This window comes from Streptomyces sp. NPDC058457, assembly GCF_042720695.1.
Classification (GTDB): domain Bacteria; phylum Actinomycetota; class Actinomycetes; order Streptomycetales; family Streptomycetaceae; genus Streptomyces.
This window is the reverse complement of sequence record NZ_JBHXLU010000003.1, coordinates 116,192-140,798: the sequence shown is the minus strand read 5'-3', so window position 1 is coordinate 140,798 and position 24,607 is coordinate 116,192. Positions and strand designations below refer to the sequence as shown.

Here is a 24,607-nt window from a genome sequence, read left to right as displayed (position 1 = left end):
TCGCTTGCCTGTTCGCGGAGCCGGGCCAGGTCATCCGCGTTGGTCGCGGTGTGGGTCTGACCGCGAGAGTGGTGGGCGACATAGACGGCCATGGAAAACCGGTGGCGCCCATGAAGGGCTGTCGTTACCGTCCCAGGGATGGAAATCGAGGTCAGGGAAGTCTTGGACGGCCGCCGGGAGGACGACCCGGTGTGGGCACTGATCGATGACCTTGGCCAGAGCGACTGGGTGCGGTTCACCGCCGGATTCCACCTGAGTTCCCACCTGCTCGCCGCATACTCACCGGACACACTGCTGATGGGCTTCTGCCGCTACGTCGTGCAGCCCATAGGCCCTGACACCGGCTGCCCGCCCATCACCGTCCAGGGGCAAGCGGTACACGAAGCGAAAATCCTCGCCTTCGGCGTACCCGAGCGGTGGCGTCGGCGGGGTGTGGGGACCGCCTTGCAACGAGCGGTCATTGCGGCGGCCGGCAGGAAGGGCTGCCACCAGGTCAGGTCGCACAGCTCGGGCGAGAACGTCGAGAACCACCAGCTCAAACTGCGGCTCGGCTTCGCCGTTCACCCAACCGTCCGGGACGACGATGACAGGGGCTGCTATTTCATCCTTCCGCTGCCCCAGCTCGGCTAGAGATTTTTAACGGCTGGGATTACGAAGGAGCACGTCCCCTTGGAGGGGCTGTGGATGCCGCGCGGAGCCATCGCTCCGGGAAAGTCGACCGCCAAGATCGGCGGCAGGCTGCTGATCGCTGCGACCGTCGCCTTGCACGTCTACGATGTGGTGGCCGCACCGAGCGGATCCAGGCGGCCTCCACGACGGTGTCAGCACGGCGGGCGGCCTCGCGGGCGCGGGTTACGGGTTCGGGTTCGGGTTCGGGGCAGACCTCCGGACTGTCGGACCCGCGCGGCGGCGGGCCGGTCGGCGGGATCTTGGGAGGTGTCGTCGGTGGCGTGGTCGGTATCGGCATCGTGGACGGGATCGAGGATCTGTCGTAGATGAGGACTTGGCTGGCGAGGCTGTTCGGGAAGGAGCGGCCCCGCATCGTGAATGAGGATGCGGCGGCGGTCTCGTCGCCGGGCCCGATGTGGAGCGATCCGTCGATCCCGGACGAAGAGCGCGCGGTTCTGCTCGTACGCCTCATCGAAGACCCCACGGCGCGCGAGGACGATCAAGACGACGCGGCGTCGGCTCTGGAGTTCCTCTCCGGTCCGTTTGTCGAGGCGGCCCTGATCCGGGCCATCCGGGCGGGGGACTTCCGCAGCGACTTGGCCCAGCACTGCGCCGAGTCCCTCGCCGGAATCTGGGCCAGGGAGGGCCACGTGGACCCCGCCTTCCTGGCGGAACTGCGCAGCCTGGCGAAGGATGAGGTCTTCGGCATCCTCGGCACCCGCGCCCCACACCTGCTGCCCCCTGGCTCCCTCTAGAAGATCTTTAACGGCTGAGGCTGCGGTGGTTGGAGGTCGAGTCCGGTTCTGGCGATGAGTCCCTCGATGAGGCGGGGTCGGTACTGCATCCGTTTCAGCCGCGTCTTCACCAGTGCGGTGAGCTGGTCGAGGCTGTGTTTGGTGAGGTTGGCCAGCGATCTCTTCAGGTGCGATCACACGCCCTCGACCGGGTTGAACTCCGGAGCGTACGGCGGCAGCTGGTAGACGGTCAGCCATAGCCGGGCGGCGATCAGCCGTCGCATCATGCGGCTGACGTGCGTGTTCAAATTGTCCCAGACCAAGACAATGGGACCGCCGAGCTGCTGGTGTGCGGCATCGAGCAAGCGGGCGTAATCGATCTCGGTGAAGCCCTTGCGCCGGCCTTTGGCGGGGCCGCGGTCCAGGTGGATGCGGTAGATGAGCCGTGGCCTGCGGCCGGCCTTCGTGCAGATCAGCGCCGCCATGGAGACCCGTTTGGTGCCCGCGGCGGTGACCCGCGCGCTGGGTGTGTGGCCTCGGCGGCCCCAGGTGCGGCTGGCCCTTGGGCGGCCTCAGGCCCTGGCCTGCCTCGTCCTCAAAGCAGAGCCAGGCACCCAGGTCCGCCGCCGCGGTGGATCGCATGGTGGCGATATCCAGCGGGGCCTGATCCTGCTCTTCGGCCGTGAGCGGGTGGACTGTAGCTTGCCTCATGTCGGCGCTCCTCAGCAGCGTTGGCCATGCCCCGGGAGGCTCCGCCGCCTCGCCGGGGTTTCGTCGTATCTCCCGACGCTAGGAAGCCGCGCCCTGCTCCGGCTACAAAGTTGCACTGAATTACAGGCTGGTTGTGACGGCAGGTCGTGGCCAACATGCGCTCCTGACCATGAGGGCTGGTGGGTGCGGCGGTGGTGTAAATCGCTGCAACCGACTAGCGCGGGAGGCCAGCCATCATGGAGATTCGCTTCGTCGGGATCGACCCCGAGACAGATGAGGACGGATGCCCAGCAGTCTGGGTGGACACGCAGGCCGAAGACCTGCTGATCCAGAACTACCAGGCCGACGCTGAGACCACTGCGACGTGCGACAACCTGCCTCCGGCGAGGGCGCCGATCCCGCCCGGCGAGACCGTCATCAGGATCCCGAAGCGAATGATCCCGATCACCAGGAAGGCGTGCGATGAGCTCGATCCCGGAGTTCGCTGAACTCCTTGCCGGCGCCACCAAGTCGGCCGTCCACCTTGAGATGCGGGACGTCTACTTCGCCAACCCCCGCTTCCATGCCTGGACGGACGGAGAGCGCGTCGACTGGGACGACCGGGCCTCTTGGTGGCGCCCGTACCACCAGACGGTCGCGGACGCCGTCGCCCGCGGTGTAACCGTGCGGCGCGCCCGCATCGTGTCCGAGCCGGTCACCGACTACATCGCCTGGGAGTACTTCCAGACCCGCGCCAACGTGGAGGCCGGCGAGGTCGTGCGCTGGCTCCCTCGCCACCAGGCGTGGGATCTGCTGTTGCCGGGCACAGACCTGTGGATCTTCGACGGGCGGCTGATGCGCGTCCACCATTTCTCCGGCGACGGCGAATGGATCAGCAAGGAACTCTGCGACGATGCCGCCATCGTCGGCCAGCACGCTGCGGCGTTCGAGCAGGTGTGGCAGCGGGCCATTCCGCACGACCAGTACGAGGTCAAGTAGCCGTCCATGTCCACGTTCCCCACGTCCAGCGTGCAGGAAGCGCGCGGAGCTCTCGCGGCCCGGCTGCGGGAGCTCCGCCTGGACGCGGGCATCACCGGCAAGGAACTCGCCCGGCTCGCTGGCTGGTCCGTCGCCAAGTCGTCGAGGATCGAGAACGCGGTAACCGCCCCGTCGGACGCCGACATTCGCGCCTGGTGCACGGCTTGCCGCGCGGACGACCAGGCGGACGATCTGGTCGCGGCCAACCGGCAGGCCGACTCGATGTACCTGCAGTGGAAGCGGGTCCAGCGGACGGGCATGAAGCAGCTGGCGGAGACCTCGGCCAAGCTGTACGAGAGCACCCGCCTGTTCCGCGTGTACGCCTCCCACGTCGTACCCGGCTACCTGCAGACCCCCGGCTATGCGACGGCGCTCATGCGCACGATCGCGGACTTCCGCGGCACGCCCGACGATGTGAGCGAGGCGGTCGAGGTGCGGATGCGGCGCGGCCGCGTCATCTACGAGGGCGACCACCGGTTTGCGACGCTCATCGAGGAGAACGTCCTCAACCATCGGATCGGCGACCGGGAGGTCATGGCCGGTCAGCTCGGCAACCTGCTCGCCGCGATGTCTCTGCCGTCCATGTCGCTCGGCATCATCCCGGCCGAGGCCGCCCGGGACGGTGTCATGTGGCCGCTGGAGCAGTTCACGGTGTTCGACGACCAGCGGATCCACGTGGAACTGCTCGCCGCGAAGGTGACCGTCACCGCGCCGGGCGAACTGAACATCTACCTGCGCGCGTTCGCCCGGCTCGCAGAGCTGGCTGTGTACGGCGCTGAGGCGCGCGCCTTGGTCCTCAGGGCCATCGACGCCCTGGGCTGACCCTGGACGCACGAAAGCGGGGCCGCGGGTGTTCCGTCAGGCGGCGATCTGGCGGTTCGCCATCACGATTTCCACCTCCACCAGGTTCCGCCACTGAGACAGCGACAGGTGGAGTCCGTCCTCGGCGATGTCCTCGGCCCGGAGACAGAGCCGGCCGACGAGCCGGTCCGGCTTCCGCAGTTCCGGCCCGGTCAGGTAGTTCTTGGCAACCTTACGGACCGCACGGACCGCGCTCTTCACGCTCGGCTCCGGCTTGCCCTCCTCGATACCTGGCCAGGTCTGAAGGGTGCGCGCGTGCTTGATCTCAATGGCGGTCATGCCGACGACGTGGAGGTAGAGCTTGTTCTGCTACGCCTCCACCACGAAGTGATGATCCCCTTACGGAACTCGCAGGTTGGCACCAGGTGCCCGTCGTCGGCACCAAACCTTCGATTCGCGGCCGCCCAAGGTCGCCACTGGTCGCAATCTGTCACTCGGTGCGAGTCTCCGCGCGTATATCTGTCGCTTTTCTGTGACTAGCGTCTCGATGCGGGCGTGAACGCTCAGCGGGTCGGCAACCCGGGCAGCTGTCACAGCTTCCGGTAGCGGGACATCATGGCGAGCGCGGCGGCACCGAGCAGGCTGCGGTGGTCCCGAGGGCCCGGAAAAACACAGGCGCTCACGCACCGCTCACGCAGAAACCCCCGGAGTGATCTTCCGATCGCCCCGAGGGCTGTCTGAGCTGGGCAGTAGATGAGCCCCCTGTCGGATTCGAACCGACGACCTTCGCTTTACAAGAGCGGCGCTCTGACCAGCTGAGCTAAGGAGGCATGCACACACCCCGGGTGTGTGCCTCGTGCAGTGTACCCACGTCGTGGGCGGGGCCCGTCGAAAATTTCCGCGAAGTTCACAGGGCTCCAGGTACTGACATACGGGGTGAACGCCAGGTACCGTCCTGAGCCAGTTCACCCTCGTGGACTACACCAACCACCTTCCTACAACGGATCGTCCGGCACGTTCCTGCCGGTAGAAGGGGGCCTCTGAGCCATGGCCACTGTCACGTTCGACAAGGCGACCCGGATCTACCCGGGTTCCACCAAGCCCGCCGTCGACGGCCTCGACATCGCGATCGAGGACGGCGAGTTCCTCGTCCTGGTCGGCCCGTCGGGTTGCGGCAAGTCCACCTCGCTCCGGATGCTCGCGGGCCTGGAGGACGTCAACGGCGGCGCCATCCGCATCGGCGACCGCGACGTCACGCACCTGCCGCCGAAGGACCGGGACATCGCCATGGTGTTCCAGAACTACGCGCTCTACCCGCACATGTCGGTCGCCGACAACATGGGCTTCGCGCTCAAGATCGCCGGCGTCAACAAGGCGGAGATCCGGCAGAAGGTCGAGGAGGCCGCGAAGATCCTCGACCTCACCGAGTACCTGGACCGCAAGCCGAAGGCGCTCTCCGGTGGTCAGCGCCAGCGTGTCGCGATGGGCCGCGCCATCGTGCGTGAGCCGCAGGTCTTCCTCATGGACGAGCCGCTGTCCAACCTGGACGCCAAGCTCCGTGTCTCGACCCGTACGCAGATCGCGTCGCTGCAGCGCCGCCTCGGCATCACCACCGTCTACGTCACCCACGACCAGGTCGAGGCCATGACGATGGGCGACCGCGTGGCGGTCCTCAAGGACGGTCTGCTCCAGCAGGTCGACTCCCCGCGCAACATGTACGACCGTCCGGCCAACCTCTTCGTCGCCGGCTTCATCGGCTCCCCCGCCATGAACCTGGTCGAGGTCCCGATCACCGACGGCGGCGTGAAGTTCGGCAACAGCGTGGTTCCGGTGAACCGCGAGGCGATCCAGGCCGCCGCCGACAAGGGCGACCGCACGGTCACCGTGGGCGTCCGCCCCGAGCACTTCGACATCGTCGAGCACAACGGCGAGGCCGCCGCCTCCCTGTCCAAGGACTCCGAGGACGCCCCGGCCGGTCTCGCGGTCTCCGTGAACGTCGTCGAGGAGCTCGGCGCCGACGGCTACGTCTACGGCAGCGCCAAGGTCGGCGACGAGCTCAAGGACCTGGTCGTCCGCGTCAGCGGCCGCGCGGTCCCGGAGAAGGGCGCCACGCTGCACGTCGTGCCGCGGCCGGGCGAGACCCACGTGTTCTCGACCTCCACGGGCGAGCGTCTCTCCGACTGACCCAGGGACCGGCACCCGCCGGGCGCGCGTCACGGAAACAAACCTCTGACCAGGGTGAATTCACCCAGGTTGACGGAAAGGGCCCCGCAGCCTGCTGCGGGGCCCTTTCCGTTGCCCCGATTTACCCCGGCAAGCGGGTGGTTTTCGAGCCGTGTACGTCAACCCCGTACCCGAAACACGGCACTTCTCCATCCCCCGAACCGGTGACTAAATGTCGCCAAATCATTACCGCACGCTACCCTCACACGCGTGAAGCACTCCACCATCTCTCAGACGCGACGCGGCCACCGGGGCGGCCCTGCCCGCCGGATCGGCCGCACCCTCGCCCTTGTCCTGCCCGTCGTCCTGGTGCTCTCCGGGACCCTCGCGGTCACCCGCGTCAACTGGACCGGATCCCCGCGGAGCTCGGTGCTCACCGCGACCGACGTGTCCGACGCGCACGTCTCCTCCAAGGCCGTCGCCCAGGCCCCGCAGGACGTCCTGCGCGACCAGCTGATGACCGAGCTCCAGGACAAGAACCCGGGCCAGGTCCTCACCCACCTCCAGCAGGCGGTCAACGGCCACCCGTCGCTGGCGCAGCACTGCACGTCCATCGCCCGCGCGCTGGGCCGGGCCGCGGTGCGGATCTACGGCGCCTCGCGCGCCCAGTCGTACGCCCGCCCGGTCTGCGACACGTCCTTCGCGTCCGGCGTGCTGGCCGCGCACAGCTAGGGCAGGCCTAACGCCGGTTGGGAAGTGGGTAACGGCTCCTTAAGGGGCCGCCCGCGGCGGGAAGCCGACCCAAGGGCGCGTCGTACAGTTCGGGCATGACCCATCCGAACGCCGCGCTGCGCCCCACTCAAGCCGTGGTCCTGGCCGGTGGCCAGGGCTCACGGCTTCGTCCGTACACCGACGACCGGCCCAAGCCGATGGTCGAGATCCCGGGTACGGGCACGCCGATCATCGGCCACCAGCTGACCTGGCTCGCCGAGGAGGGCGTCACCGACGTGGTGGTCTCCTGCGGCCACCTCGCCGAGGTCCTGCAGAAGTGGCTGGCGTCGGCCGACCTGCCGCTCTCCGTCACCACGGTGGTGGAGAGCGAGCCGCTGGGCCGGGGCGGCGGCCTCAAGTACGCGGCCGCGCACCTTCCCCACACCGACCGGCCCTGGTACGCCACGAACGGCGACATCTGGACGCGGTTCTCGCTGCGCGACATGGCCGACTTCCACCTGGAGCGGGATGCGGTGGCGACGCTGGCGCTGGCGCGTCCGCGGATCCCCTGGGGCGCCGTGCAGACCGACGGCTTCGGCCACATCACGGACTTCATCGAGTCGCCGCCGTCGACGTTCGAGATCAACGCGGGTGTCTACGTCTTCTCTCCTGAGTTCGCCGACATGCTTCCCGAGCGCGGGGACCACGAGCGGACCACCTTCCCCCATCTCGCCCGGAGCCGGCGGCTGGCCGGGTTCCCGATTCCGCAGGGTGCGTACTGGCGGGCGATCGACACGGCGAAGGACCTGACGGAGGCCGCGAAGGAGTTGGCCGCGCTGGGGAGGTAGGCCGAGGGGGGTGGTGGCGGCCGGTTCGTCGGCTGCGGGTGGATGGGGGCTGGTCGCGCCCCTTCGGTACGCCTGGTACACCGCAGCCCCGCGCCTCTGAAGCGCGGGGCTGCGTCAGTGTGCAGCGGCTGTCAGCCGAGGAGGCCGCCTACCAGGCCCGGCTGGCCCGAGGAGGATGCGCCGCCGGTGCTTCCCGTGTTGCTGCCGGTGCCGCCGCCCGTCGAGGACGTACCGCCGGTTGCGGTGCCTCCCGAGGTCGGGCCGGCCGTGGTCGGCGCGGGCGCCGTGTGCTGGGGCGGGGCCTGGCCGGTGGTGCCCTGGGTCTCGCTGGGGGTCGTGGTGGTGGCCCCGCTCGTGGTGCGGTCGGCGCCCGGGGTGGTCGCCGCCTGCGAGGGGCTCGCCGTGGCGCCCCCGGAGGGTGCCGTGGAGGCCGGCGGAGTCTTCTGCCGGGGCTTGGTCGACTCGCCGGGCAGCGCGGAGCCGGGGAGGTTGTTGCGGGGGGCCTCGCCGGGTCCGGGGACGACCACACGGCTGGAGTCGCGGACCGCGCCGCCCAGGAGCGAGCCGACGAGGAGGGTGAGGCCGATGGTGACGGCCGTGACCAGGGCGCCGCGGCGCAGTACGTGGGCGCGCAGGTCCCAGATGTCGGAGTGGGGGCCGAGGCGTCGCCAGGCGCCGCCCGCGAGCCGGCCGTCCACGGAGTAGACGGGGGCGCCGGCGATGATCAGCGGGGACCAGGCGGCGAGGTAGATGATGTCGGGGGCGTCGTACGCGGGGACCGTCTTCCAGCTGACGGTGACGATGAGCGCGGCGGAGAGCAGCGCGCCGACGACCGCGGCAACCCGCTGCCAGCAGCCGAGGACGGTCAGCACGCCGACGATCACCTGGAGGAAGGCGATCACCAGGCCGGAGCCGACCGGGTGCTGGAGGGCGAACTGGCGCAGCGGCTCGGCGACCTCCCAGGGGTGCAGCGTGTTGAGCCAGGTGACCATGGAGCCGCGCTTGCCGCCGTCGAAGTAGACGGGGTCGCACAGTTTGCCCATGCCGGCGTAGACGGAGATGAAGCCGAGGAAGATCCGGAGGGGCAGGAGAACCACCCCGAGGTTCATCCGGCGGCCGGGGTAGTAGGCGTGCCGGGCCGGGTCGCCGTCGCCGGGCCGCCGGGCCGACCGCGGCTCCTCGAAGTCCTCGAACTCGTCGTCGGCGTAGGACGGTCGGCCGTACGCCGATTCCTCGTACGACGGTTCGTCGTAGGCGCTGCCCACCGCCGGCATGTTCGGGATGAGTCGGTTCTCGCCGGAGGCCGGGGAGCGCGGGTGGCCGACCATCGGGGTCTCGACGGTCTGTTCGAAGGCGCCGTAGCCGTCGCCGACGCGCGGGATGACCTGGGTCGCGCCGGCCGGTTCCGCGGGCTCCTCGACATGCCGTACGCTGCCGCCCCGGACGGCCTGGAGCAGCCGGTGGGCGCCGGTGTCGTCGGGCGCGGACTTGCCGCTCCAGACGACCGGGCGGCGACGGCCGGGTGCCGCCCCCGCTCTGCCCGCCGTGCCGACGGCCGGGATGCGCGCGGTGTCCTCGGTGGCGCTCAAGTGCCGTGCGACCCGGGGAGATTGGGTACGCCGTGTCGATACGCCCAGCTGCACGCGGAAGCTCGCGTGGTTGACGATGACCTGCGCCGGATCGCTCGGCACCTTCACCATGCTCAGCGCGGGAGCGTCGTCGGGCCCGGAAGCGAATCCGGAGCGGAATCCCGACGAGCGGTCCCCCGTGGGTGTGCGGGGTGTTCTGGTGTCCACACTCATCTAACCGAGTGACGTGGAGTTAGGACACTGCTTTGACCGCCCGGATGTGTCCGGACCGCGTCAAAGATGTCCGGGATACCCGAATTACCCCGCACGGGTCAGGCTGCGGACATCTGTTCACACGCGGCGGCGCGCCGCCTCGTACAGCACGATCCCCGCCGCCACACCGGCGTTGAGCGACTCGGCACCACCCGGCATCGGGATCCGGACCCGGTAGTCGCAGGTCTCGCCGACCAGCCGGGACAGACCCTTGCCCTCGCTGCCGACGACGATGACGACCGGGCCGCCCAGCGCCTCCAGGTCACCGATCTCGTGCTCGCCGTCCGCGGCGAGGCCGACGACCACGATGCCGGCCTTCTTGTACGCCTCCAGCGCCCGGGTCAGGTTCGTGGCGCGGGCGACGGGGGTGCGGGCGGCCGTACCGGCCGACGTCTTCCAGGCGCCGGCGGTCATACCGGCCGCGCGACGCTCGGGGACGACCACGCCGTGGCCGCCGAAGGCGGAGACCGAACGGACGACCGCGCCGAGGTTGCGCGGGTCGGTCACGCCGTCGAGGGCGACGATGAAGGGGTCCTCTCCCTCGTCGTACGCGGCGTTCGCCAGGTCCTCGGGGTGGGCGTACTCGTACGGCGGGACCTGGAGGACCAGGCCCTGGTGGTTGAGGCCGTTCGTCATGCGGTCCAGCTCGGGCCGCGGGGCCTCCATGAGGTTGATGCCGCCGCGCTCGGCCGCGAGCTGGAGGGCCTCGCGGACCCGCTCGTCGTTGTCGATGAACTGCTGGACGTAGAGGGTGGAGGCGGGAACCCCCTCGCGGAGCGCTTCCACCACCGGGTTACGGCCGACGACCATCTCGGACGTGCCCTTGCCGCCCCGGCCCCGCACCACCGGACGGCGCTGGGTCTGCTTGGCCTTGGAGGTGGCGATGCGGTTCTTCTTGTGCCCCTTGCGCATCTCGGCGGGCGGGGTCGGCCCCTTGCCCTCCAGGCCCCGGCGCCGCTGGCCGCCACTGCCGACCTGCGCGCCCTTCTTGCCGGACATGCGGCGGTTGTTGGCTGCCATGAGTTACCCGTCTCCGTGAGCTTCGTTTCGTACGTACGTCTTATGCAGTGTGCCGCCCGGGAGGCCGGGCGGCACAGTCGATCTTCAACAGACCAGTAGTACAGACCAGTGGTCAGGACTTGAGGGTCCAGCGCGGGCCCGAGGGGCTGTCCTCGATCGCGAGACCGGACTGGTTGAGCTGGTCACGGATGGCATCGGCCGTCGCCCAGTCCTTGCGGGCGCGGGCGGACTCACGCTGGTCGAGGACGAGGCGTACGAGGGTGTCGACGACCCCGTGCAGGTCCTCGCCCTTCTCCGCGCCGCCGGCCCAGTGCGGGTCCAGCGGGTCCAGGCCGAGGACACCGAGCATGGCGCGGACCTCGGCGAGGCGGGCGACGGCGGCTTCCTTGTCGTCGGCGGCGAGGGCGGAGTTGCCCTGCCGGACGGTGGTGTGCACGACCGCGAGGGCCTGCGGGACGCCCAGGTCGTCGTCCATCGCCTCGGCGAACGCCGGCGGGACCTCGGCCGAGGGCTCGACGGCTCCCCCGGCCAGCTCCATCACGCGCTGCACGAACCCGTCGATCCGCGCGAACGCCTGCTCGGCCTCGCGCAGCGACTCCTCGCTGTACTCGATCATCGAGCGGTAGTGCGGGGTACCGAGGTAGTAGCGCAGCACGATCGGGCGCCAGTGCTTGACCATCTCCGAGACGAGCACCGAGTTCCCGAGGGACTTCGACATCTTCTCGCCGCTCATGGTGACCCAGGCGTTGTGCACCCAGTACTGGGCGAAGTCGTCGCCGAACGCCTTGGCCTGGGCGATCTCGTTCTCGTGGTGCGGGAAGATCAGGTCGAGGCCGCCGCCGTGGATGTCGAAGGCCTCGCCGAGGTACTTGTGGGCCATCGCCGAGCACTCCAGGTGCCAGCCGGGCCGGCCGCGCCCCCACGGCGTCTCCCAGCTGGGCTCGCCCGGCTTGACGGCCTTCCACAGCGCGAAGTCGCGCTGGTCCCGCTTGCCGGTCTCGCCCTCGCCGCTGGGCTGGCGCAGGCTGTCCAGGTCCTGGTTGGAGAGCTGGAGGTAGTCCGGGTAGGAGCGCACGTCGAAGTAGACGTTGCCGTCGGCCTCGTAGGCGTGCCCGCGCTCGATCAGCCCGCGCATCATCTCGATCATCTCCGGTACGTGCCCGGTCGCCCGGGGCTCGTACGTCGGCGGGAGGCAGCCGAGCGCGGAGTAGCCGTCGTTGAACGCGCGCTCGTTCTCGTAGCCGATCGCCCACCAGGGGCGGCCCTGGTCGGCGGACTTGGCGATGATCTTGTCGTCGATGTCCGTGACGTTGCGGATGAACGTCACGTCGTAGCCGCGGTATTCGAACCAGCGGCGCATGATGTCGAAGTTCAGGCCGGAGCGGACGTGCCCGATGTGGGGCGCCGCCTGCACGGTGGCACCACAGAGGTAGATCGAGACACAACCCGCGGTGAGCGGGGTGAAGTCACGGATCTGCCGGGCGTTGGTGTCGTACAGGCGAATAGTCACGGGACCTAGGGTAGTGGGCCGACAGCAGTGCCGGGGACCGTTGTCATGTGCGGGTTCGTGGGGGTTGATCGCGCCCCGCGGCGGAGCCGCAAATCGGTTCAGCCCCGCGCCCCTAAAAGAAGGTCGATCCAGTCACGCTGCTTTGACGACCAACGCCGTTGCCACCGCCATAAGGCCTTCTCCGCGGCCCGGGAAACCCAAACCGTCCGTCGTGGCCCCCGAAACCGAAACGGGAGCGCCCGCCGCGTCCGAAAGGATCTTCTCCGCCTCGTCTCGCCGCTTTCCGATCTTCGGGCGCGGGCCCACGACCTGTACGGCGATATTCCCGATGGTGAAACCGGCGGCGCGGACGATCCGTGCGGCCTCCGTCAGGAGGGTCACGCCCGACGCGCCCGACCACTCCGGCCTTCCCGTACCGAAGTGCTGCCCCAGATCGCCCAGGCCCGCCGCCGAGAACAGCGCGTTGCACGCGGCGTGCGCGACGACGTCCGCGTCGGAGTGGCCGGCCAGGCCCGGGCCCTCGCCCTCCCACTTCAGGCCGGCGCACCACAGCTCGCGGCCCTCCTCGAAGGCGTGGATGTCGGTGCCGATGCCGACCCGCGGCAGTACGACCTCAGAAGCCATCGTTCAGCCTCCTGCGGGCCAGGACCGCCTCCGCGAGGACCAGGTCGAGGGGGCGGGTGACCTTGAAGGCCTCCTCGTGGCCGGGGACGACCACGACCCGTTCGCCGAGCTGCTCCACCATGCTGGCGTCGTCGGTGACGTTGTCGGTGACCGTCTCGTGGGCGCGGACCAGCGCCGCACGGTCGAAGCCCTGGGGGGTCTGCACGGCGCGCAGGCGGGCCCGCTCGGGGGTCGCGAGCACCGGCTCCGGGTCGCCGGGGGTGGTGGCCGGCTCGACCTCCTTGACCGTGTCGGCGAGCGGGAGGGCGGGGACCACGGCCGGGGCGCCGTCGCGGACCGCCTGGATCACCGCGTCGACCGTGTCGACGGGGACGAGGGGGCGGGCGGCGTCGTGGACCAGGACGATGTCGTAGTCGGGGGGCAGCGCGTCCAGGCCGAGCCTGACCGACTCCTGGCGGGACTCGCCGCCCGGGACGACGAGGAAGTCGGTGCGGTCGGGGAGCGCGTGGGCGTCCAGGAGGGACTTGACCTCGGGCGCGCCTTCGGGCGGGGCCACGACCACGACGAGGGAGACCGCGCGGGAGGCGGCGAGGGCGCGCACGGCGTGGATGAGCATGGGTGTGCCGTTCAGCGCGCGTAGCGCCTTGGGAGCGCCCGGACCGAGCCGTACGCCCCGGCCGGCGGCGGGAATCACGGCTGCCGTGCGCAGTTCCGTACGCGAAGGACGCGAATCGTCAGACATCGGTTCCTGTCAGGTTTGTGTGCGGGCCTGGCGTGGGTATGGCCTGGGAAGTGCCGGGCGCGACGCCTTGACCGGACCCTTCCGTGACACTGGTCGAGCCAGCAGCCCGGGCCCGGCACGCCTAGTATCGGGGGTTTCCACCGGGCCGGGTGCCGGGTCGCCGGGTACCAGCGTCCCCGAGGAGAAGTGTTCCGGGTGCGTTCCCGGCGTGTTCCGGGCACAGACATGCCGCAGCGCCCGGCGACAGTTGCTGTGTCATCGGGCACCGCGGCATTTCGGGTGTGCGGAGTTCAGTGTGCCGAGCTGGACTGTGTCTGCGTCAGGATGCGAGAACCTCGTCGAGCAGGGCCTCGGCCTTGTCCTCGTTCGTGTTCTCCGCGAGGGCGAGCTCGCTCACCAGGATCTGGCGGGCCTTGGCGAGCATGCGCTTCTCACCGGCGGAGAGTCCACGCTCGCGCTCACGACGCCACAGGTCACGCACGACTTCCGCGACCTTGATGACATCGCCGGAGGCGAGCTTCTCCAGGTTTGCCTTGTAACGACGGGACCAGTTCGTGGGCTCCTCGGCGTACGGCGCGCGCAGCACCTCGAAGACCCGGTCCAGCCCGTCCTGACCGACCACATCACGCACGCCGACGAACTCCGCATTGTCCGCTGGCACACGTACCGTCAGGTCACCCTGGGCGACCTTCAGCACCAAGTAGGTCTTGTCCACGCCTTTGATCTGGCGAGTTTCGATGGCCTCGATCAGCGCGGCCCCGTGATGGGGATAGACCACGGTGTCGCCAACCTTGAACGTCATGTGACAGGTACCCCTTCCGTGGCTATCCAGGGTAACACGGAAACCGGCGGTTCTGAATGGCGTTTTCGCAGGTCAGGGCATATCTCGGGGCTTGACAACAGCAACAGGAACGTGCTTCGCAGGCCGTCCGGAACCAGGTATTCGCAGGTCGGAGCGGCTCTCCGGGCGAGGTGAAACGCGCACGTTACACACATCCGGACGCTCGCCCAAGCGGTTGAACGTCCCCATATGTCCGCTTCCAAGCGTACGACTTCCGCTACTCCGTTCGGTTGCCGGAGCCGGATCCCGGACGTTTCCGGAATTGATCACGGAGTCCGACCGAACGGTACGTGAAGACGCACGTGAAGGGGCACGCGAAGCAGCGAGTGATCAATTTTCCCGGCGGTCGCGCATTCCTTCACGGAAGTTTTGCGCGCGGTCTTGCGGGCGGGTTATGTGAATGCCCGACGAGCGCTGCTGCAAAGTGACCGAAGAGTCACTTGTGGAGCCCGGGGTACCCCCTGCTTGAGGGAAGCCTTGAGGGAAGCGGGGGGCTTGGGGAGGGTCGGGTGCGGCCGCGCGGGAACGGCTCGGTAACCTAAGGCCGCTGACAGACACTTAGGGCGGCTTTATAGAGAACCGCCCGTGCGTTCAAGGAGATGCCGCCGCCGTGAGCAGCAGCCTTCGACGCGGCGCCCTCGCCGCCTCCGCCCTAGCCTTCTCCGTCGCCGCGCTCTCGGCCTGCGGTGCCGGCAACAACTCGCAGACGCTGGAGGTCAAGCCGGACAACGCGGCGGCGAGTGTCGGCGACATCAAGGTCCAGAACGCGACCGTGATCACCCAGCCCGACCTCACCTCGACCGGACCGGCCGTGGTCTCCGCGACCATCTTCAACACCGGCACCGAGCCGGAGACGCTCCAGTCGATCGTCGTCGCCGGCACCGGCAAGACCGCCGAGCTGCACGCCACCAAGTCCCAGCCGCTGACCATCCAGGGCGGCGGCCGGCTGATCCTGGGCGGCACGGGCAACGCCTCCGCGGTGCTGGCCAGCAGCCGTGAGGCGATCATCGACGGCAACGCCCAGAAGATCACGTTCACCTTCAGCAAGACGGGTGACGTGAGCCTGCGCGCGTTCGTCGTGCCGGCCGAGAGCTTCTTCACCGGCTGGGGCCCGAGCGCGGTGCCGTCGGCCTCCGCCTCGCCGTCCACCTCCACCACCCCGCTCGCGGGCGCCACGGCGAGTGAGAGCGCCAAGGCGGGCAAGAAGAACAAGGAGTCCGCGAGCGCCTCCGCCACGCCCAGCGACTCGGCCTCGGAGTCGACGAACGCGGGCTGAGCGGCCGCAGCGACAACGCGAGAAGGGCGGTACCCCCGAGGGGGCCGCCCTTCGTCGTACAGCCGGCACCGTATGTCGGTCGTACGCCCGTAAACCCGGCTCAGCGGTTTACGGCTCGAACTTGTACCCGAGACCGCGCACCGTCACCAGGTACCGCGGAGCTCCCGGGTCGGGCTCGATCTTGGCGCGCAGGCGCTTGACGTGGACGTCGAGGGTCTTGGTGTCGCCGACGTAGTCGGCGCCCCAGACGCGGTCGATGAGCTGCATGCGGGTGAGGACGCGGCCCGCGTTGCGCAGGAGCATCTCCAGGAGGTCGAACTCCTTGAGGGGGAGGTCGACCTTGGAGCCGGAGACCGTCACGACGTGGCGGTCGACGTCCATGCGGACCGGGCCCGCTTCGAGGGCGGCCGGGGTGACCTCCTCCGGCTCGCCGCGGCGGCGGAGCACCGCGCGGATGCGGGCGACCAGCTCGCGGGAGGAGAAGGGCTTGGTGACGTAGTCGTCGGCTCCTATTTCCAGCCCGACGACCTTGTCGATCTCGCTGTCCTTGGCCGTCACCATGATGACGGGGACGTTGGAACGGCCGCGCAGCTGGCGGCAGACCTCGGTGCCCGGCAGGCCGGGCAGCATCAGGTCGAGAAGGACGAGGTCGGCGCCGTTGCGCTCGAACTCGTCGAGGCCGTCGGGGCCCGTGGCCGCCACAGCGACCTCGAAGCCCTCCTTGCGGAGCATGTACGACAGGGCGTCGGAGAAGGACTCCTCGTCCTCGACGACAAGCACTCGGGTCACGGAAGGACCTCCGGGGCGGGAAGCGGTTCGTACGGGGATGACTCGGTGGTACCGGCCTCGTCGTCGAGGTCGGGGTCGGGGTGCTGCGACGCGCGGTCGCGGGCCGCGCCCGCCTCCGGCAGTCTGAGGGTGAACGTGGAGCCCTGGTTCTCGGCGCTCCACACCGTGACCTCCCCGCCGTGCGAGGCGACCACGTGCTTGACGATGGCGAGGCCGAGGCCGGTGCCACCGGTGGCCCGTGAGCGGGCCGGGTCGACGCGGTAGAAGCGCTCGAAGATGCGGTCCTTGTCCTTGTCGGTGATGCCGATGCCCTGGTCGGTCACGGCGAGCTCGATCATGTCGCCGCCGGGCGCGTTGACCCGGCGGGCGGCTATCCCGACCCGGGTGCGGGCCGGGGAGTAGTTCACAGCGTTCTCGACCAGGTTGCCCAGGGCGGCGGCCAGCTGGCCGCGGTTGCCCCAGACGTGCAGGTCGGCGGTGCCGCCGGCGGCCATGGTGATCTGTTTGGTGCCGGCCTGGTGCCGGCACCGGTCGATCGCCTCGGCGACCAGCTCGTCGACCCGGACGGGCTCGGCGTCCTCCAGCGGGTCGTCGTTCTGCACTCTCGACAGATCGATCAGCTCCTGGACCAGGTTGGTCAGGCGGGTGGCCTCGATCTGCATGCGACCGGCGAAGCGCTGCACGGCCTCCGGATCGTCCGAGGCGTCCATGACGGCCTCGGAGAGCAGGGAGAGCGCGCCGACCGGGGTCTTCAGCTCATGGCTGACATTCGCCACGAAGTCCCGTCGTACCGCCTCGATGCGGCGGGCCTCGGTGAGGTCCTCCACGAGGAGCAGGACGAGCCGGGAGCCGAGGGGCGCCACGCGGGCGGAGACGGCCAGCGCCTCGCCCCGTCCGGTGCCCCGCCTCGGGAGGTCCAGCTCGACCTGTCGTATCTCGCCGTCCCGCCGGGTGTCCCGGGCCATCCCGAGCATCGGCTCGATGGCGAGCTTGCCGCCGCGCACGAGTCCGAGGGCGTACGCCGCCGAGCTCGCCTTGACGACGACGTCGCCCTCGTCGAGGACGACCGCCGAGGAGCGCAGCACGCTCAGTACGGTGTCCACGCCCGGGGGCAGTACGGGGTCGGTGTGCAGAGAAGTCCTGGTCGGTCGCTTCTGGTCGCGTTCGCTCCAGCGGAACGCCAGCATGGCGATGACACCGGTGAGCACCCCGGCGATCGCTGCCGCTGCGGCGACCGCCGCGTTCACGTCCATGCAAACAGGTTAAGCAGGGGGTACGACATCCCCACAGCCATGGAGGTGCGAGCTCGAACACTCGTCGCCCAGAGTTCACCTTGGAGCCAGTATTGGTTCATTTGGGGTGGCAGAAACGGTCGCGTTGAGACCGGAACGTGGAAGCGTGGGGTTCGCAGCTGGATTCGGCCACGGGCCCCGGCCCCCGGAGCCCCATGGAACACACGTAGGAGAGGGAACCCTGATGCGGGACGCGTACCACGAGGAACTCGATTCGATCGGCGACAGCCTGGTCGACATGGCCCGGCTGGTCGGATCGGCGATCGGGCGCGCCACGACGGCGATCCTCGACGCCGACCTCAAGCTGGCCGAGAGCGTCATCGAGGCCGACCAGAAGGTGGACGAGCTCCACCACGACCTGGAGGCGCGCGCGATAGCCCTGCTCGCCCGCCAGCAGCCGGTGGCGACGGACCTGCGGATAGTGGTCACCTCGCTCCGCATGTCCGCCGACCTGGAGCGCTCCGGTGACCTGGCCCAGCACGTGGCGAAGCTGGCCCGGCTCCGCTACCCGGGCCAGGCCATCCCCCACGACCTGCACGCGACCGTCCTGGAGATGGGGCAGCTCGCGCAGCGCCTGATGGCCAAGGCCGCCGAGGTGATCATCACCAAGGACGTCGACCTGGCCCTGCAGCTGGAGCAGGACGACGACGAGATGGACCTGCTGCACCGGACGATCTTCCAGCACCTGCTGGACGACCGCTGGAAGCACGGCATCGAGACCGCCGTCGACGTGACCCTGCTCGGCCGCTACTACGAGCGGTACGCCGACCACGCGGTCGCCGTCGCCAAGCGCGTCGTCTTCCTGGTCACCGGCGAGCACGCGGACGAGCTGCAGCCCGACATCCAGCCGGTGACGGGCGCCGAGGGGGCGTGACCCCTCGGGTGGGCGGGGCTCGCCGGGTGCGCAACGCGCGCGGGGCACCACCGTGCGCCGCCGTGCGCTGTTGATGCGCCCGGAGAAACGGGCATGGAATGGGCAAGGCCCTACCTCTAGGGCTTCTAGGGACCTCTAGGAGGGATCCATGGCCGAATCCCCCAGCACCACGCCCGACCCGACACAGGAGCGCGAGACCGACCAGCCCGCCGAGATCAAGAACCTTCTGGTCATCGGCGCCTGCGGCTGTGGCTCGGGCTGCGGCTGCGGCTGCCAGTCGGGCAGCCCCTGCCAGTGCGGCTGACCCGACGCGCCAGGTACGACGCCTGAGGTACGAGGAAGGGCCCCCGACTCCGGTCGGGGGCCCTTCGCGCTGGTGAGGGGCGGCGCGTCGGACAGGTGAGGGCGGCGCGCGGGACGGCCCGGACGGGCGCAGCATGGAGAGGGAACGGCGCGGGAACGGCGCAGAGGGAACGGCGCGGGAACGGCGCGGGAGGGAAGACAGGAGGTGGCAGCCATGCCGCAGTTCATGGACGTACACCACGGGATGCAGGGCATCACCGCCGACCAGCTCAAGGAGGCCCACGAGGCCGACCTCGCGGCCGAGAAGGACGAGGGCGTCCACTTCGAACGGGCCTGGGCCGACCCGGACTCCGGCAACGTCTACTGCCTCTCCGAGGCCCCCTCGGCCGAAGCGGTCAGGCGCGTCCACGAACGCACCGGTCATCCGGCGGACGAGGTTCACCCGGTACCGCTGTCGATCTGGTAGCCGTCACCGTCTGCCGGTGATGCTCCGGTGATCCTTCAGGTGGCGGTGGCGGTGGCGGGCAGCCCGGCGAGCCAGTCGACGAGCAGCCGGTTGACCTCGTCGGGCCGTTCCTGCTGGATCCAGTGCCCACAGCCGTCGAGGACGTGGCAGGAGACCAGGCCCGGGAGGGTGACCGGGTACGCCTCGATGGCGTCGGCGAGCCAGGTCGTGGAGGCGTCCAGGCCGCCGCCGACGAACAGGGACGGCTGGGTGATCGGGGCGCCGTCGTAGGCCGCGAGGTCCTCCCAGTCCCGGTCCATGTTCCGGTACCGGTTGAGCGCCCCGGTCAGCCCGGTGCGCTCGAACTCGGCCGCGTACACGTCGAGGTCCCGCTCACCGAGCCACTCGGGCAGCCGCCCGACGGGGAACCGGTCCCTGAGGGTCCCCCCGCTGCCGACGAAGTGCGGGTCGGGAGCGCCGGGTCCGGGCATGGTGTCGCCGGACAGAGCGCCGTAGAACCCCGCGAGCCAGCCCCGCACATCCGGCTCGATCTCGGCCTCGGCACGCCCGGGCTCCTGGAAGTACGAGACGTAGAACTCCTCGTCCCCACCCACACCCCCACCGCCGCCCCCACCGCTCAGCTGCGCGAAGACGTCACTGGGGCGGGGCCCGCCACGCGGCGTGTACGGAACACTCAGCAACCCCACGGCCCGGAACACCTCCGGCCGCAGCAGCGCGGAGTTCGCGGCGACGGCCGCGCCCCAGTCGTGCCCGACGACCACGGCCGACTCCTCGCCGAGGGCCCGTACGACGGCGGCGTTGTCCGCCACGAGCTCGACCATGCGATAGGCCTCGGCCGCGGCCGGCTTCGAGGACCGCCCGTACCCCCGCACGTCGACGGCGACCGCCCGGTACCCCGCCGCGGCGAGCGCCGGCAGCTGATGCCGCCAGGAGTACCAGCACTCGGGGAACCCGTGCACGAGCAGCACGAGGGGCCCGGCCCCCTCCTCGACGAGATGGATCCGCCTTCCGGCCGCGAAGACCACCCGATGCTGCGCTGCCATACGCCCTCCTCCTTGCTCGCGTCTGCCCTCGTCGCCCTTCAGGACCGCCGCTGTGCCGGCCCTCCACCGATCATGCGAAGCCGCGCGCCGAGAGGCCGAGCCCGTTTGCCGATTCGGCAAACGCGAACGCGGTATGCCCTGGGCCGGCTCGGGGGCCATGCGAGAGTGGGGCCCATGACGGCAGCACCGGGAGGGACGGCAGCACCGGGAGGGGTGGACGAGGTCGAGGAACTCGCGGTGGACGGGCTGCGGTGGCTCACCGGGGTGGCGCGGGAGACCCCCGGGGGCGGCCTCGCCTGGACGGCCAGGCCCTCGGACGACCGGCTCGACCCCACGTTCTACGTCGGTACGGCCGGGATCGTCCCGCTGCTCCTGGAGGCTTGGCGGCACTTCGGCGACGACTCCTACGCCGACACCGCCCTGCGCGCGGCCCGCAGCCTCGCGGACCGCGTCGACGACTTCGACGACGACTCCCTCTGCTTCGGCCGCACCGGAATGGCCCTGGCCCTGCGGGCCGTTCACGAGGAACTCGGCGACACGGCCGCCGGTGCCGCCGCCGACCGCGCGTTGCACGTCGTGCGGTCACGCTTCGACGGCACCCGCTGGGGCAACCTGTTCGAGCTGATGGGCGGCAACGCGGGAATCGGCCTCGGAGCGCTTCTGTGCGGTGACGCCGAACTGGCCGTCCTCGCCATGGAGCCCTATGCGCGGACAGCGGAGGAGACCCCGGCGGGCGTCCACTGGGCCCACCGCGCGGGTGTCGAATCCCGTCTGCACCACATTTCGCACGGCACGCTCGGGATCGTCCTCGCGCTTGCCCGGGTCGGCGCGGCGACCGGGCGGGACGACCTGGTCGAACTGGCCCTGGCCGGTGCCGCCGGCGTCGTCGCGCGCGACGAGGCGGGGCCGCAGGGGTTCCTGGTGAGGCACTCCACCCCTCAGTACCGCCCCGAGCTCGTCGAGCCCGTCAGCTACGGCTGGTGCCACGGCCCTGCCGGGGACGCGCAGGTCTTCCGGCTGCTGAGGGACATCACCGCCGACCCCGCCTGGACCGACCTCGCCGACCGCTGCTGGCACACGGTGACCCGCTCCGGCCTGCCCCGGCGGCTGCGCCCCGGCTTCTGGGACAACAACGGCCGCTGCTGTGGCACCGCGGGCGTCCTCGCCCTGGCCTGCGACCGGATCGCCGAACAAGCAGAACGAGCCGGAACGGCCGAACAGTCCGAACACGCCGAACACGCCGAACAACAGGCCCCGTACGACTTCGCCCACGTCCTCCTCGCGGACCTCGCCGCCCGCGCGATCCGGGACGGCGAGGGTGCCCGCTGGTCCAACTTCGAACACCGGGCCACCCCCGGCGACCTCGAACCGTGCGCCGGCTGGGCGATGGGCAACGCGGGCATCGTCCGCGAACTCCTGCGCCTGGTACGCCTGCACCGCGGGACGGACCCCCACTACACCGGGTTTCCCTGAGCACCGGCCGCGATGTTCTCCTCCAGGTGCCTGACGCTGCTGGTGCCCGCGATCACCACCGTGACGGGAGACCGGGCGAGCAGCCACGCGAGCCGCGCCTGTGCGGCCGTCTGCCCGCGTCCGGCCGGAGGGGTGTCGGCCGCGCCGTAGCCGAGCGGTCCGAACGGCAGATAGGGAATGCCGTTCTCCGTGCAGAACTCCAGTGTCGGCGCGTCCCCTTGGCGGCCGTGGCTGAACACGTTCGACACGCTGGCGATCGGGCCGCGTGCGTGTGCCCGGCGCAGTTGGTCGAGCGTGACGTTGGACAGTCCGACGTGCTCGGTCCGGCCCTCCGCCTGCATCGCCAGCATCGTCTCGAACGCGCCGTCGAACGTCACGCCGCCGTACGCGTCGTCCGCACCGAGCCACCTCAGGTGGGTGAGCGGGACGGTGTCCAGACCGAGCACGGTCCGGTCGCGGTCGTTGCCGGCCCGCAGCTGGCCCGGGCGGTAGTCGGGCTGCGGCGGATTCCCGCTGTGGTCCGCCCGGGCGCCGGCCTTGGTCGCCAGCACGAGGTCGGCCGGATAGGGGCGGAGCGCTTCGGCGATGAACCGGTTGACGACATCGCTGCCGTAGTACCACGCGGTGTCGATCACCCGGACACCGAGCTCGACGGCCCTGCTCAGTACGGCCAACGCGTCCTCGGGCCGGATCGCCCCGCGCAACTGCATGGCTCCGAAGCCCATGCGTGGCACGGTTCGCCCCGCGAGGGAGATCACCCCCGCGGCCATCGCGTCTGTCGCCATGATGCGCTCCCGTCCTCATTCCCTTGCTTGCTTACGCATGCTTATCAGGAACAAGCCACCCTGCCGGTACCCTTCCGCTCGGAGGCGGGAATGTACGACGCAGTGGCGTTCGGTACCGGTGGTGTCCTCTGGCTGGCTGTCGGCATATGGTTCGTCCGGCGACAACGCCGAAGGCACGCCAACACCCTCGCCGGGTGGGGCGCACTGGCCTTCGGAGTGGCGCAGTTGACACGCGCGGCGGGCTCCCTGACCGGGGACCGCCAGCCACTCGGCATCATCCTCGCCTCCTGCTTCGTGGTACTCAGCGTGCCCGGCTCCGTCCTGCTGGCCCGCGGCGGCAACACGCTCCGCAACGGCCGCACACCCCGCAAGCGCCGAAAACTGCCACCGATCCGCTGACGGGCCGAAGACGGTCAGCCCCGAACGCGGGCGTCCCCACGGAGCGCCCCCCGGCCGCCCATGGGGCCCACGCGCGGGAGATCGGCATGCACGCGCTGAGGCACTTCTACGCCTCGGTTCTCCTGGACGCGGGCGAGAGCATCAAGGCCTTCAGCGAGTACCTGGGACATTCCGACCCGGGGCTGACGCTCAAGGTGTACGCGCACCTCATGCCCAGCAGCCGGGACCGCTCTCGGAAGACCATCGACCGCGCGCTCCGGCCCAGGAACCGGGGCACTGAGGACCCAGGCCGCGAAAATGCCCCCGAGTCACGCCATACGCGCAGCTCAGGGGCATGATCACAGAACCTACCTCTTCTTACGCCGGGTCTTGTCCGGGATCTTGGTGAGCTAGCCACTCCTTGGCCACACCGTGGTTGAGGAGCCTTTGCACCTCGGTGAGATCGGCGGTGGGCGGGACGTCCAGGGCGACCACGCCGAACCTCTCCATGCCCTCGCCGCAGACCCCGAGGGTGTGAAATGCGTTGATCACGCTCTGCCGTGCAGCTCCGGAACCGCTGTTCCGGAACACGATGAGGCGGATGGTGCAGTTCTCCGAACGCCGGACCACCTCGCCGGCCCATCGCACGCCTTCCTCGTCCGGTTCGGCGGCCACCATGTCCCCACAGGCGATGCCTCGGACGAACCAGGGGATGTTGTCGGGCCGCACGGTGCCGTCACCCTGGTCAACCGCCCCTGCCAGGTGCACGAGACCTTGGTCAACATCTCTAGCGGGGGCAATCCCAACAGCATCTTGGATATCTACCGGCAGGCCCATGGCTCTCTCCAAGAACTGGACAAGGGCCTGTCGGGCTTCACGAAGCTGGCCCAAGCCATCCTTGACGATGATGGGACGCGCTGACCGTGCAGCGTTGACGGCGAATGCACGCGGCACGTTCCCACGTGATCGTCTGCATGACTTTGGCCGGGAGTTTCAATGCCCCTGCCAAGTACCGCTGCTCGGATCCTGGAGCACCAGTTCGGAAGATCGCTTATGCGGATGGTGTCTGACCTGGTGGGACGTTGACCTGCGCCTGTCTGGTCCGGTCACCGTGGTTCCCCGCCTCGTGCCCTTGGATCGGGCGCACAAGGGGCACGTGTGGATTTCTGCCGCTCTCTGAGAGTTCGAATGGCCCCACGCCCGGCGTTGGACCGTTCGGCCCTCACATGAGCGCATAGGGGTCGGCTCCAAGGGCTCTCCTCACTCTTCTGTCCAGTCGTCCGCAACCGCGCGGATGAAGGCCACACCCGCCAAAGATCTCCCAGGGCCTGTCTGACGGGTCGCGTCACCGACCCCGCACCCGACGGCAATGTCACCCGAACGGCCCAACATGACGTGTCGCCCACATGGATGAACATCAAGCTGAGTAGCGTCCCAACCGAGGCAATCCGTGAAAGGCGAACCAAATGCGCATTCGACGAATCCTCGCCGCCGTCATCGCCACGGCAGCCCTCGCCGGACTCGGCCTCACAGGCGCCACCACCGCCACCGCCGAGAGCCTCACCCCGGGTGAGTGCACGCAGGCCGGCGGAACGGTCGATTGGAGCAACCCGACCGTGCCCGGAACCGGCACTTGCAGGGGCGGTACGCAAGACGGTAAGACGGTCGACTGAACCCCACCAGGAGACGCCCCGCA

General features: G+C 69.8%; 27 protein-coding genes, 1 tRNA gene and 2 pseudogenes. 16 read left to right on the top strand and 14 right to left on the bottom strand.

Translation table 11 applies throughout. From position 1 onward, the window contains the following. Window positions 1–138 precede the first annotated feature (138 nt). On the top strand, window positions 139–630 hold the full coding sequence (locus ACFWPS_RS04225; RefSeq protein ID WP_383700725.1) for a GNAT family N-acetyltransferase: 492 nt from the start codon (window positions 139–141) through the stop codon (window positions 628–630). Window positions 631–1,043: 413 nt separating this feature from the next. Further along, window positions 1,044–1,424: a hypothetical protein gene (locus ACFWPS_RS04220; RefSeq protein ID WP_383700723.1), complete on the top strand. Its 381-nt coding sequence runs from the start codon at window positions 1,044–1,046 to the stop codon at window positions 1,422–1,424. Here the strand turns inward: ACFWPS_RS04220 and ACFWPS_RS04215 are convergent. Continuing rightward, a pseudogene (locus tag ACFWPS_RS04215) lies at window positions 1,421–1,921 on the bottom strand (transposase); the annotation flags it as partial. The gene ACFWPS_RS04220 and the pseudogene ACFWPS_RS04215 overlap by 4 nt on opposite strands. A gap of 429 nt (window positions 1,922–2,350) precedes the next feature. Between ACFWPS_RS04215 and ACFWPS_RS04210 the strand changes: the two are divergent. The 3 genes from ACFWPS_RS04210 to ACFWPS_RS04200 are packed head-to-tail and all read left to right on the top strand — an operon-like array spanning window position 2,351 to window position 3,953. Next, window positions 2,351–2,602: a hypothetical protein gene (locus ACFWPS_RS04210; protein WP_383700722.1), complete on the top strand. Its 252-nt coding sequence runs from the start codon at window positions 2,351–2,353 to the stop codon at window positions 2,600–2,602. Further along, window positions 2,577–3,092, top strand: coding sequence for a DUF6879 family protein (locus ACFWPS_RS04205; protein WP_383700719.1), 516 nt, complete (start codon window positions 2,577–2,579; stop codon window positions 3,090–3,092). Before ACFWPS_RS04210 ends, ACFWPS_RS04205 begins: the two co-directional genes overlap by 26 nt. Before the next feature lie 6 nt (window positions 3,093–3,098). Further along, entirely contained in the window at window positions 3,099–3,953 is an 855-nt protein-coding gene (locus ACFWPS_RS04200) for a helix-turn-helix domain-containing protein (protein ID WP_383700716.1), read from the top strand. Window positions 3,954–3,989: 36 nt separating this feature from the next. Here ACFWPS_RS04200 and ACFWPS_RS04195 read toward each other — a convergent pair whose 3' ends face one another. Next, window positions 3,990–4,271 carry a hypothetical protein gene (locus tag ACFWPS_RS04195; protein WP_383700714.1) on the bottom strand — a complete coding sequence of 94 codons (282 nt, stop codon included), beginning with the start codon at window positions 4,269–4,271 and terminating at the stop codon, window positions 3,990–3,992. A gap of 417 nt (window positions 4,272–4,688) precedes the next feature. Then, window positions 4,689–4,762, bottom strand: a tRNA-Thr gene (locus ACFWPS_RS04190). A 217-nt stretch (window positions 4,763–4,979) separates the two neighbouring features. On the opposite strand from ACFWPS_RS04190, the gene ACFWPS_RS04185 reads away from it, so the two are divergent. The 3 genes from ACFWPS_RS04185 (at window position 4,980) to ACFWPS_RS04175 (ending at window position 7,654) form a co-directional block, all read left to right on the top strand. Then, on the top strand, window positions 4,980–6,116 hold the full coding sequence (locus ACFWPS_RS04185; protein WP_383700712.1) for an ABC transporter ATP-binding protein: 1,137 nt from the start codon (window positions 4,980–4,982) through the stop codon (window positions 6,114–6,116). Between the two features lie 249 nt (window positions 6,117–6,365). Then, window positions 6,366–6,827, top strand: coding sequence for a hypothetical protein (locus ACFWPS_RS04180; RefSeq protein ID WP_383700710.1), 462 nt, complete (start codon window positions 6,366–6,368; stop codon window positions 6,825–6,827). A 95-nt stretch (window positions 6,828–6,922) separates the two neighbouring features. Then, complete coding sequence (locus tag ACFWPS_RS04175) at window positions 6,923–7,654, top strand: NDP-sugar synthase (protein ID WP_383700708.1); 732 nt, start codon at window positions 6,923–6,925, stop codon at window positions 7,652–7,654. A gap of 131 nt (window positions 7,655–7,785) precedes the next feature. Here ACFWPS_RS04175 and ACFWPS_RS04170 read toward each other — a convergent pair whose 3' ends face one another. The 6 genes from ACFWPS_RS04170 to ACFWPS_RS04145 form a co-directional block, all read right to left on the bottom strand. Next, on the bottom strand, window positions 7,786–9,456 hold the full coding sequence (locus tag ACFWPS_RS04170) for a DoxX family membrane protein (RefSeq protein ID WP_383700706.1): 1,671 nt from the start codon (window positions 9,454–9,456) through the stop codon (window positions 7,786–7,788). Between the two features lie 117 nt (window positions 9,457–9,573). After that, the gene (gene rlmB / locus ACFWPS_RS04165; protein WP_383700704.1) at window positions 9,574–10,515 is read right to left on the bottom strand and encodes a 23S rRNA (guanosine(2251)-2'-O)-methyltransferase RlmB; all 942 of its coding nucleotides are present in this window, start codon (window positions 10,513–10,515) and stop codon (window positions 9,574–9,576) included. Window positions 10,516–10,627: 112 nt separating this feature from the next. After that, window positions 10,628–12,025 carry a cysteine--tRNA ligase gene (gene cysS, locus ACFWPS_RS04160; protein ID WP_383700702.1) on the bottom strand — a complete coding sequence of 466 codons (1,398 nt, stop codon included), beginning with the start codon at window positions 12,023–12,025 and terminating at the stop codon, window positions 10,628–10,630. Between the two features lie 132 nt (window positions 12,026–12,157). Next, a complete protein-coding gene (gene ispF, locus ACFWPS_RS04155; protein ID WP_383700700.1) occupies window positions 12,158–12,649 on the bottom strand; it encodes a 2-C-methyl-D-erythritol 2,4-cyclodiphosphate synthase in 492 nt (163 codons plus the stop codon). Then, complete coding sequence (gene ispD, locus ACFWPS_RS04150; protein ID WP_383700697.1) at window positions 12,639–13,391, bottom strand: 2-C-methyl-D-erythritol 4-phosphate cytidylyltransferase; 753 nt, start codon at window positions 13,389–13,391, stop codon at window positions 12,639–12,641. Before ispD ends, ispF begins: the two co-directional genes overlap by 11 nt. 319 nt (window positions 13,392–13,710) lie before the next feature. Next, complete coding sequence (locus ACFWPS_RS04145) at window positions 13,711–14,193, bottom strand: CarD family transcriptional regulator (RefSeq protein WP_003953493.1); 483 nt, start codon at window positions 14,191–14,193, stop codon at window positions 13,711–13,713. Between the two features lie 649 nt (window positions 14,194–14,842). Here ACFWPS_RS04145 and ACFWPS_RS04140 point away from each other — a divergent pair. After that, a complete protein-coding gene (locus ACFWPS_RS04140) occupies window positions 14,843–15,508 on the top strand; it encodes a DUF461 domain-containing protein (RefSeq protein WP_383700695.1) in 666 nt (221 codons plus the stop codon). A gap of 108 nt (window positions 15,509–15,616) precedes the next feature. On the opposite strand, the gene ACFWPS_RS04135 is transcribed toward ACFWPS_RS04140, so the two are convergent. Both ACFWPS_RS04135 and ACFWPS_RS04130 read right to left on the bottom strand, forming a co-directional pair. Continuing rightward, a complete protein-coding gene (locus ACFWPS_RS04135; RefSeq protein ID WP_010358452.1) occupies window positions 15,617–16,297 on the bottom strand; it encodes a response regulator transcription factor in 681 nt (226 codons plus the stop codon). Then, window positions 16,294–17,550 (bottom strand): sensor histidine kinase, encoded by a 1,257-nt coding sequence (locus tag ACFWPS_RS04130; RefSeq protein ID WP_383700693.1) that lies wholly within the window; start codon window positions 17,548–17,550, stop codon window positions 16,294–16,296. The genes ACFWPS_RS04135 and ACFWPS_RS04130 overlap by 4 nt, the downstream gene beginning before the upstream one ends. Window positions 17,551–17,773: 223 nt before the next feature. Between ACFWPS_RS04130 and phoU the strand changes: the two genes are divergently transcribed. From phoU to ACFWPS_RS04115, 3 genes are all read left to right on the top strand, one after another. After that, on the top strand, window positions 17,774–18,463 hold the full coding sequence (phoU, locus tag ACFWPS_RS04125; protein WP_383700691.1) for a phosphate signaling complex protein PhoU: 690 nt from the start codon (window positions 17,774–17,776) through the stop codon (window positions 18,461–18,463). A gap of 148 nt (window positions 18,464–18,611) precedes the next feature. Further along, window positions 18,612–18,767: a hypothetical protein gene (locus ACFWPS_RS04120; protein ID WP_167391710.1), complete on the top strand. Its 156-nt coding sequence runs from the start codon at window positions 18,612–18,614 to the stop codon at window positions 18,765–18,767. 213 nt (window positions 18,768–18,980) lie between these two features. Then, on the top strand, window positions 18,981–19,232 hold the full coding sequence (locus ACFWPS_RS04115) for an SCO4226 family nickel-binding protein (protein ID WP_383700689.1): 252 nt from the start codon (window positions 18,981–18,983) through the stop codon (window positions 19,230–19,232). A gap of 35 nt (window positions 19,233–19,267) precedes the next feature. Here the strand turns inward: ACFWPS_RS04115 and ACFWPS_RS04110 are convergent, their stop codons facing one another. Continuing rightward, window positions 19,268–20,275, bottom strand: a complete 1,008-nt coding sequence (locus tag ACFWPS_RS04110; RefSeq protein WP_383700687.1) for an alpha/beta fold hydrolase — start codon at window positions 20,273–20,275, stop codon at window positions 19,268–19,270. Window positions 20,276–20,449: 174 nt separating this feature from the next. Here ACFWPS_RS04110 and ACFWPS_RS04105 point away from each other — a divergent pair, with 174 nt between their 5' ends. Then, window positions 20,450–21,748, top strand: coding sequence for a lanthionine synthetase LanC family protein (locus ACFWPS_RS04105; RefSeq protein ID WP_383700685.1), 1,299 nt, complete (start codon window positions 20,450–20,452; stop codon window positions 21,746–21,748). On the opposite strand, the gene ACFWPS_RS04100 is transcribed toward ACFWPS_RS04105, so the two are convergent. Further along, window positions 21,730–22,533 carry an aldo/keto reductase gene (locus ACFWPS_RS04100; RefSeq protein ID WP_383700683.1) on the bottom strand — a complete coding sequence of 268 codons (804 nt, stop codon included), beginning with the start codon at window positions 22,531–22,533 and terminating at the stop codon, window positions 21,730–21,732. The two genes, ACFWPS_RS04105 and ACFWPS_RS04100, sit on opposite strands and share 19 nt — an antisense overlap. A gap of 90 nt (window positions 22,534–22,623) precedes the next feature. Between ACFWPS_RS04100 and ACFWPS_RS04095 the strand changes: the two genes are divergently transcribed. Next, window positions 22,624–22,932 (top strand): hypothetical protein, encoded by a 309-nt coding sequence (locus tag ACFWPS_RS04095; RefSeq protein ID WP_383701037.1) that lies wholly within the window; start codon window positions 22,624–22,626, stop codon window positions 22,930–22,932. A 71-nt stretch (window positions 22,933–23,003) separates the two neighbouring features. Then, a pseudogene (locus ACFWPS_RS04090) lies at window positions 23,004–23,270 on the top strand (hypothetical protein); the annotation flags it as partial. A 19-nt stretch (window positions 23,271–23,289) separates the two neighbouring features. Here the strand turns inward: ACFWPS_RS04090 and ACFWPS_RS04085 are convergent. Beyond that, entirely contained in the window at window positions 23,290–23,679 is a 390-nt protein-coding gene (locus ACFWPS_RS04085) for a DUF4265 domain-containing protein (protein WP_383700681.1), read from the bottom strand. A gap of 698 nt (window positions 23,680–24,377) precedes the next feature. Between ACFWPS_RS04085 and ACFWPS_RS04080 the strand changes: the two genes are divergently transcribed. After that, window positions 24,378–24,584, top strand: a complete 207-nt coding sequence (locus ACFWPS_RS04080; RefSeq protein ID WP_383700679.1) for a hypothetical protein — start codon at window positions 24,378–24,380, stop codon at window positions 24,582–24,584. Window positions 24,585–24,607: the final 23 nt, after the last annotated feature.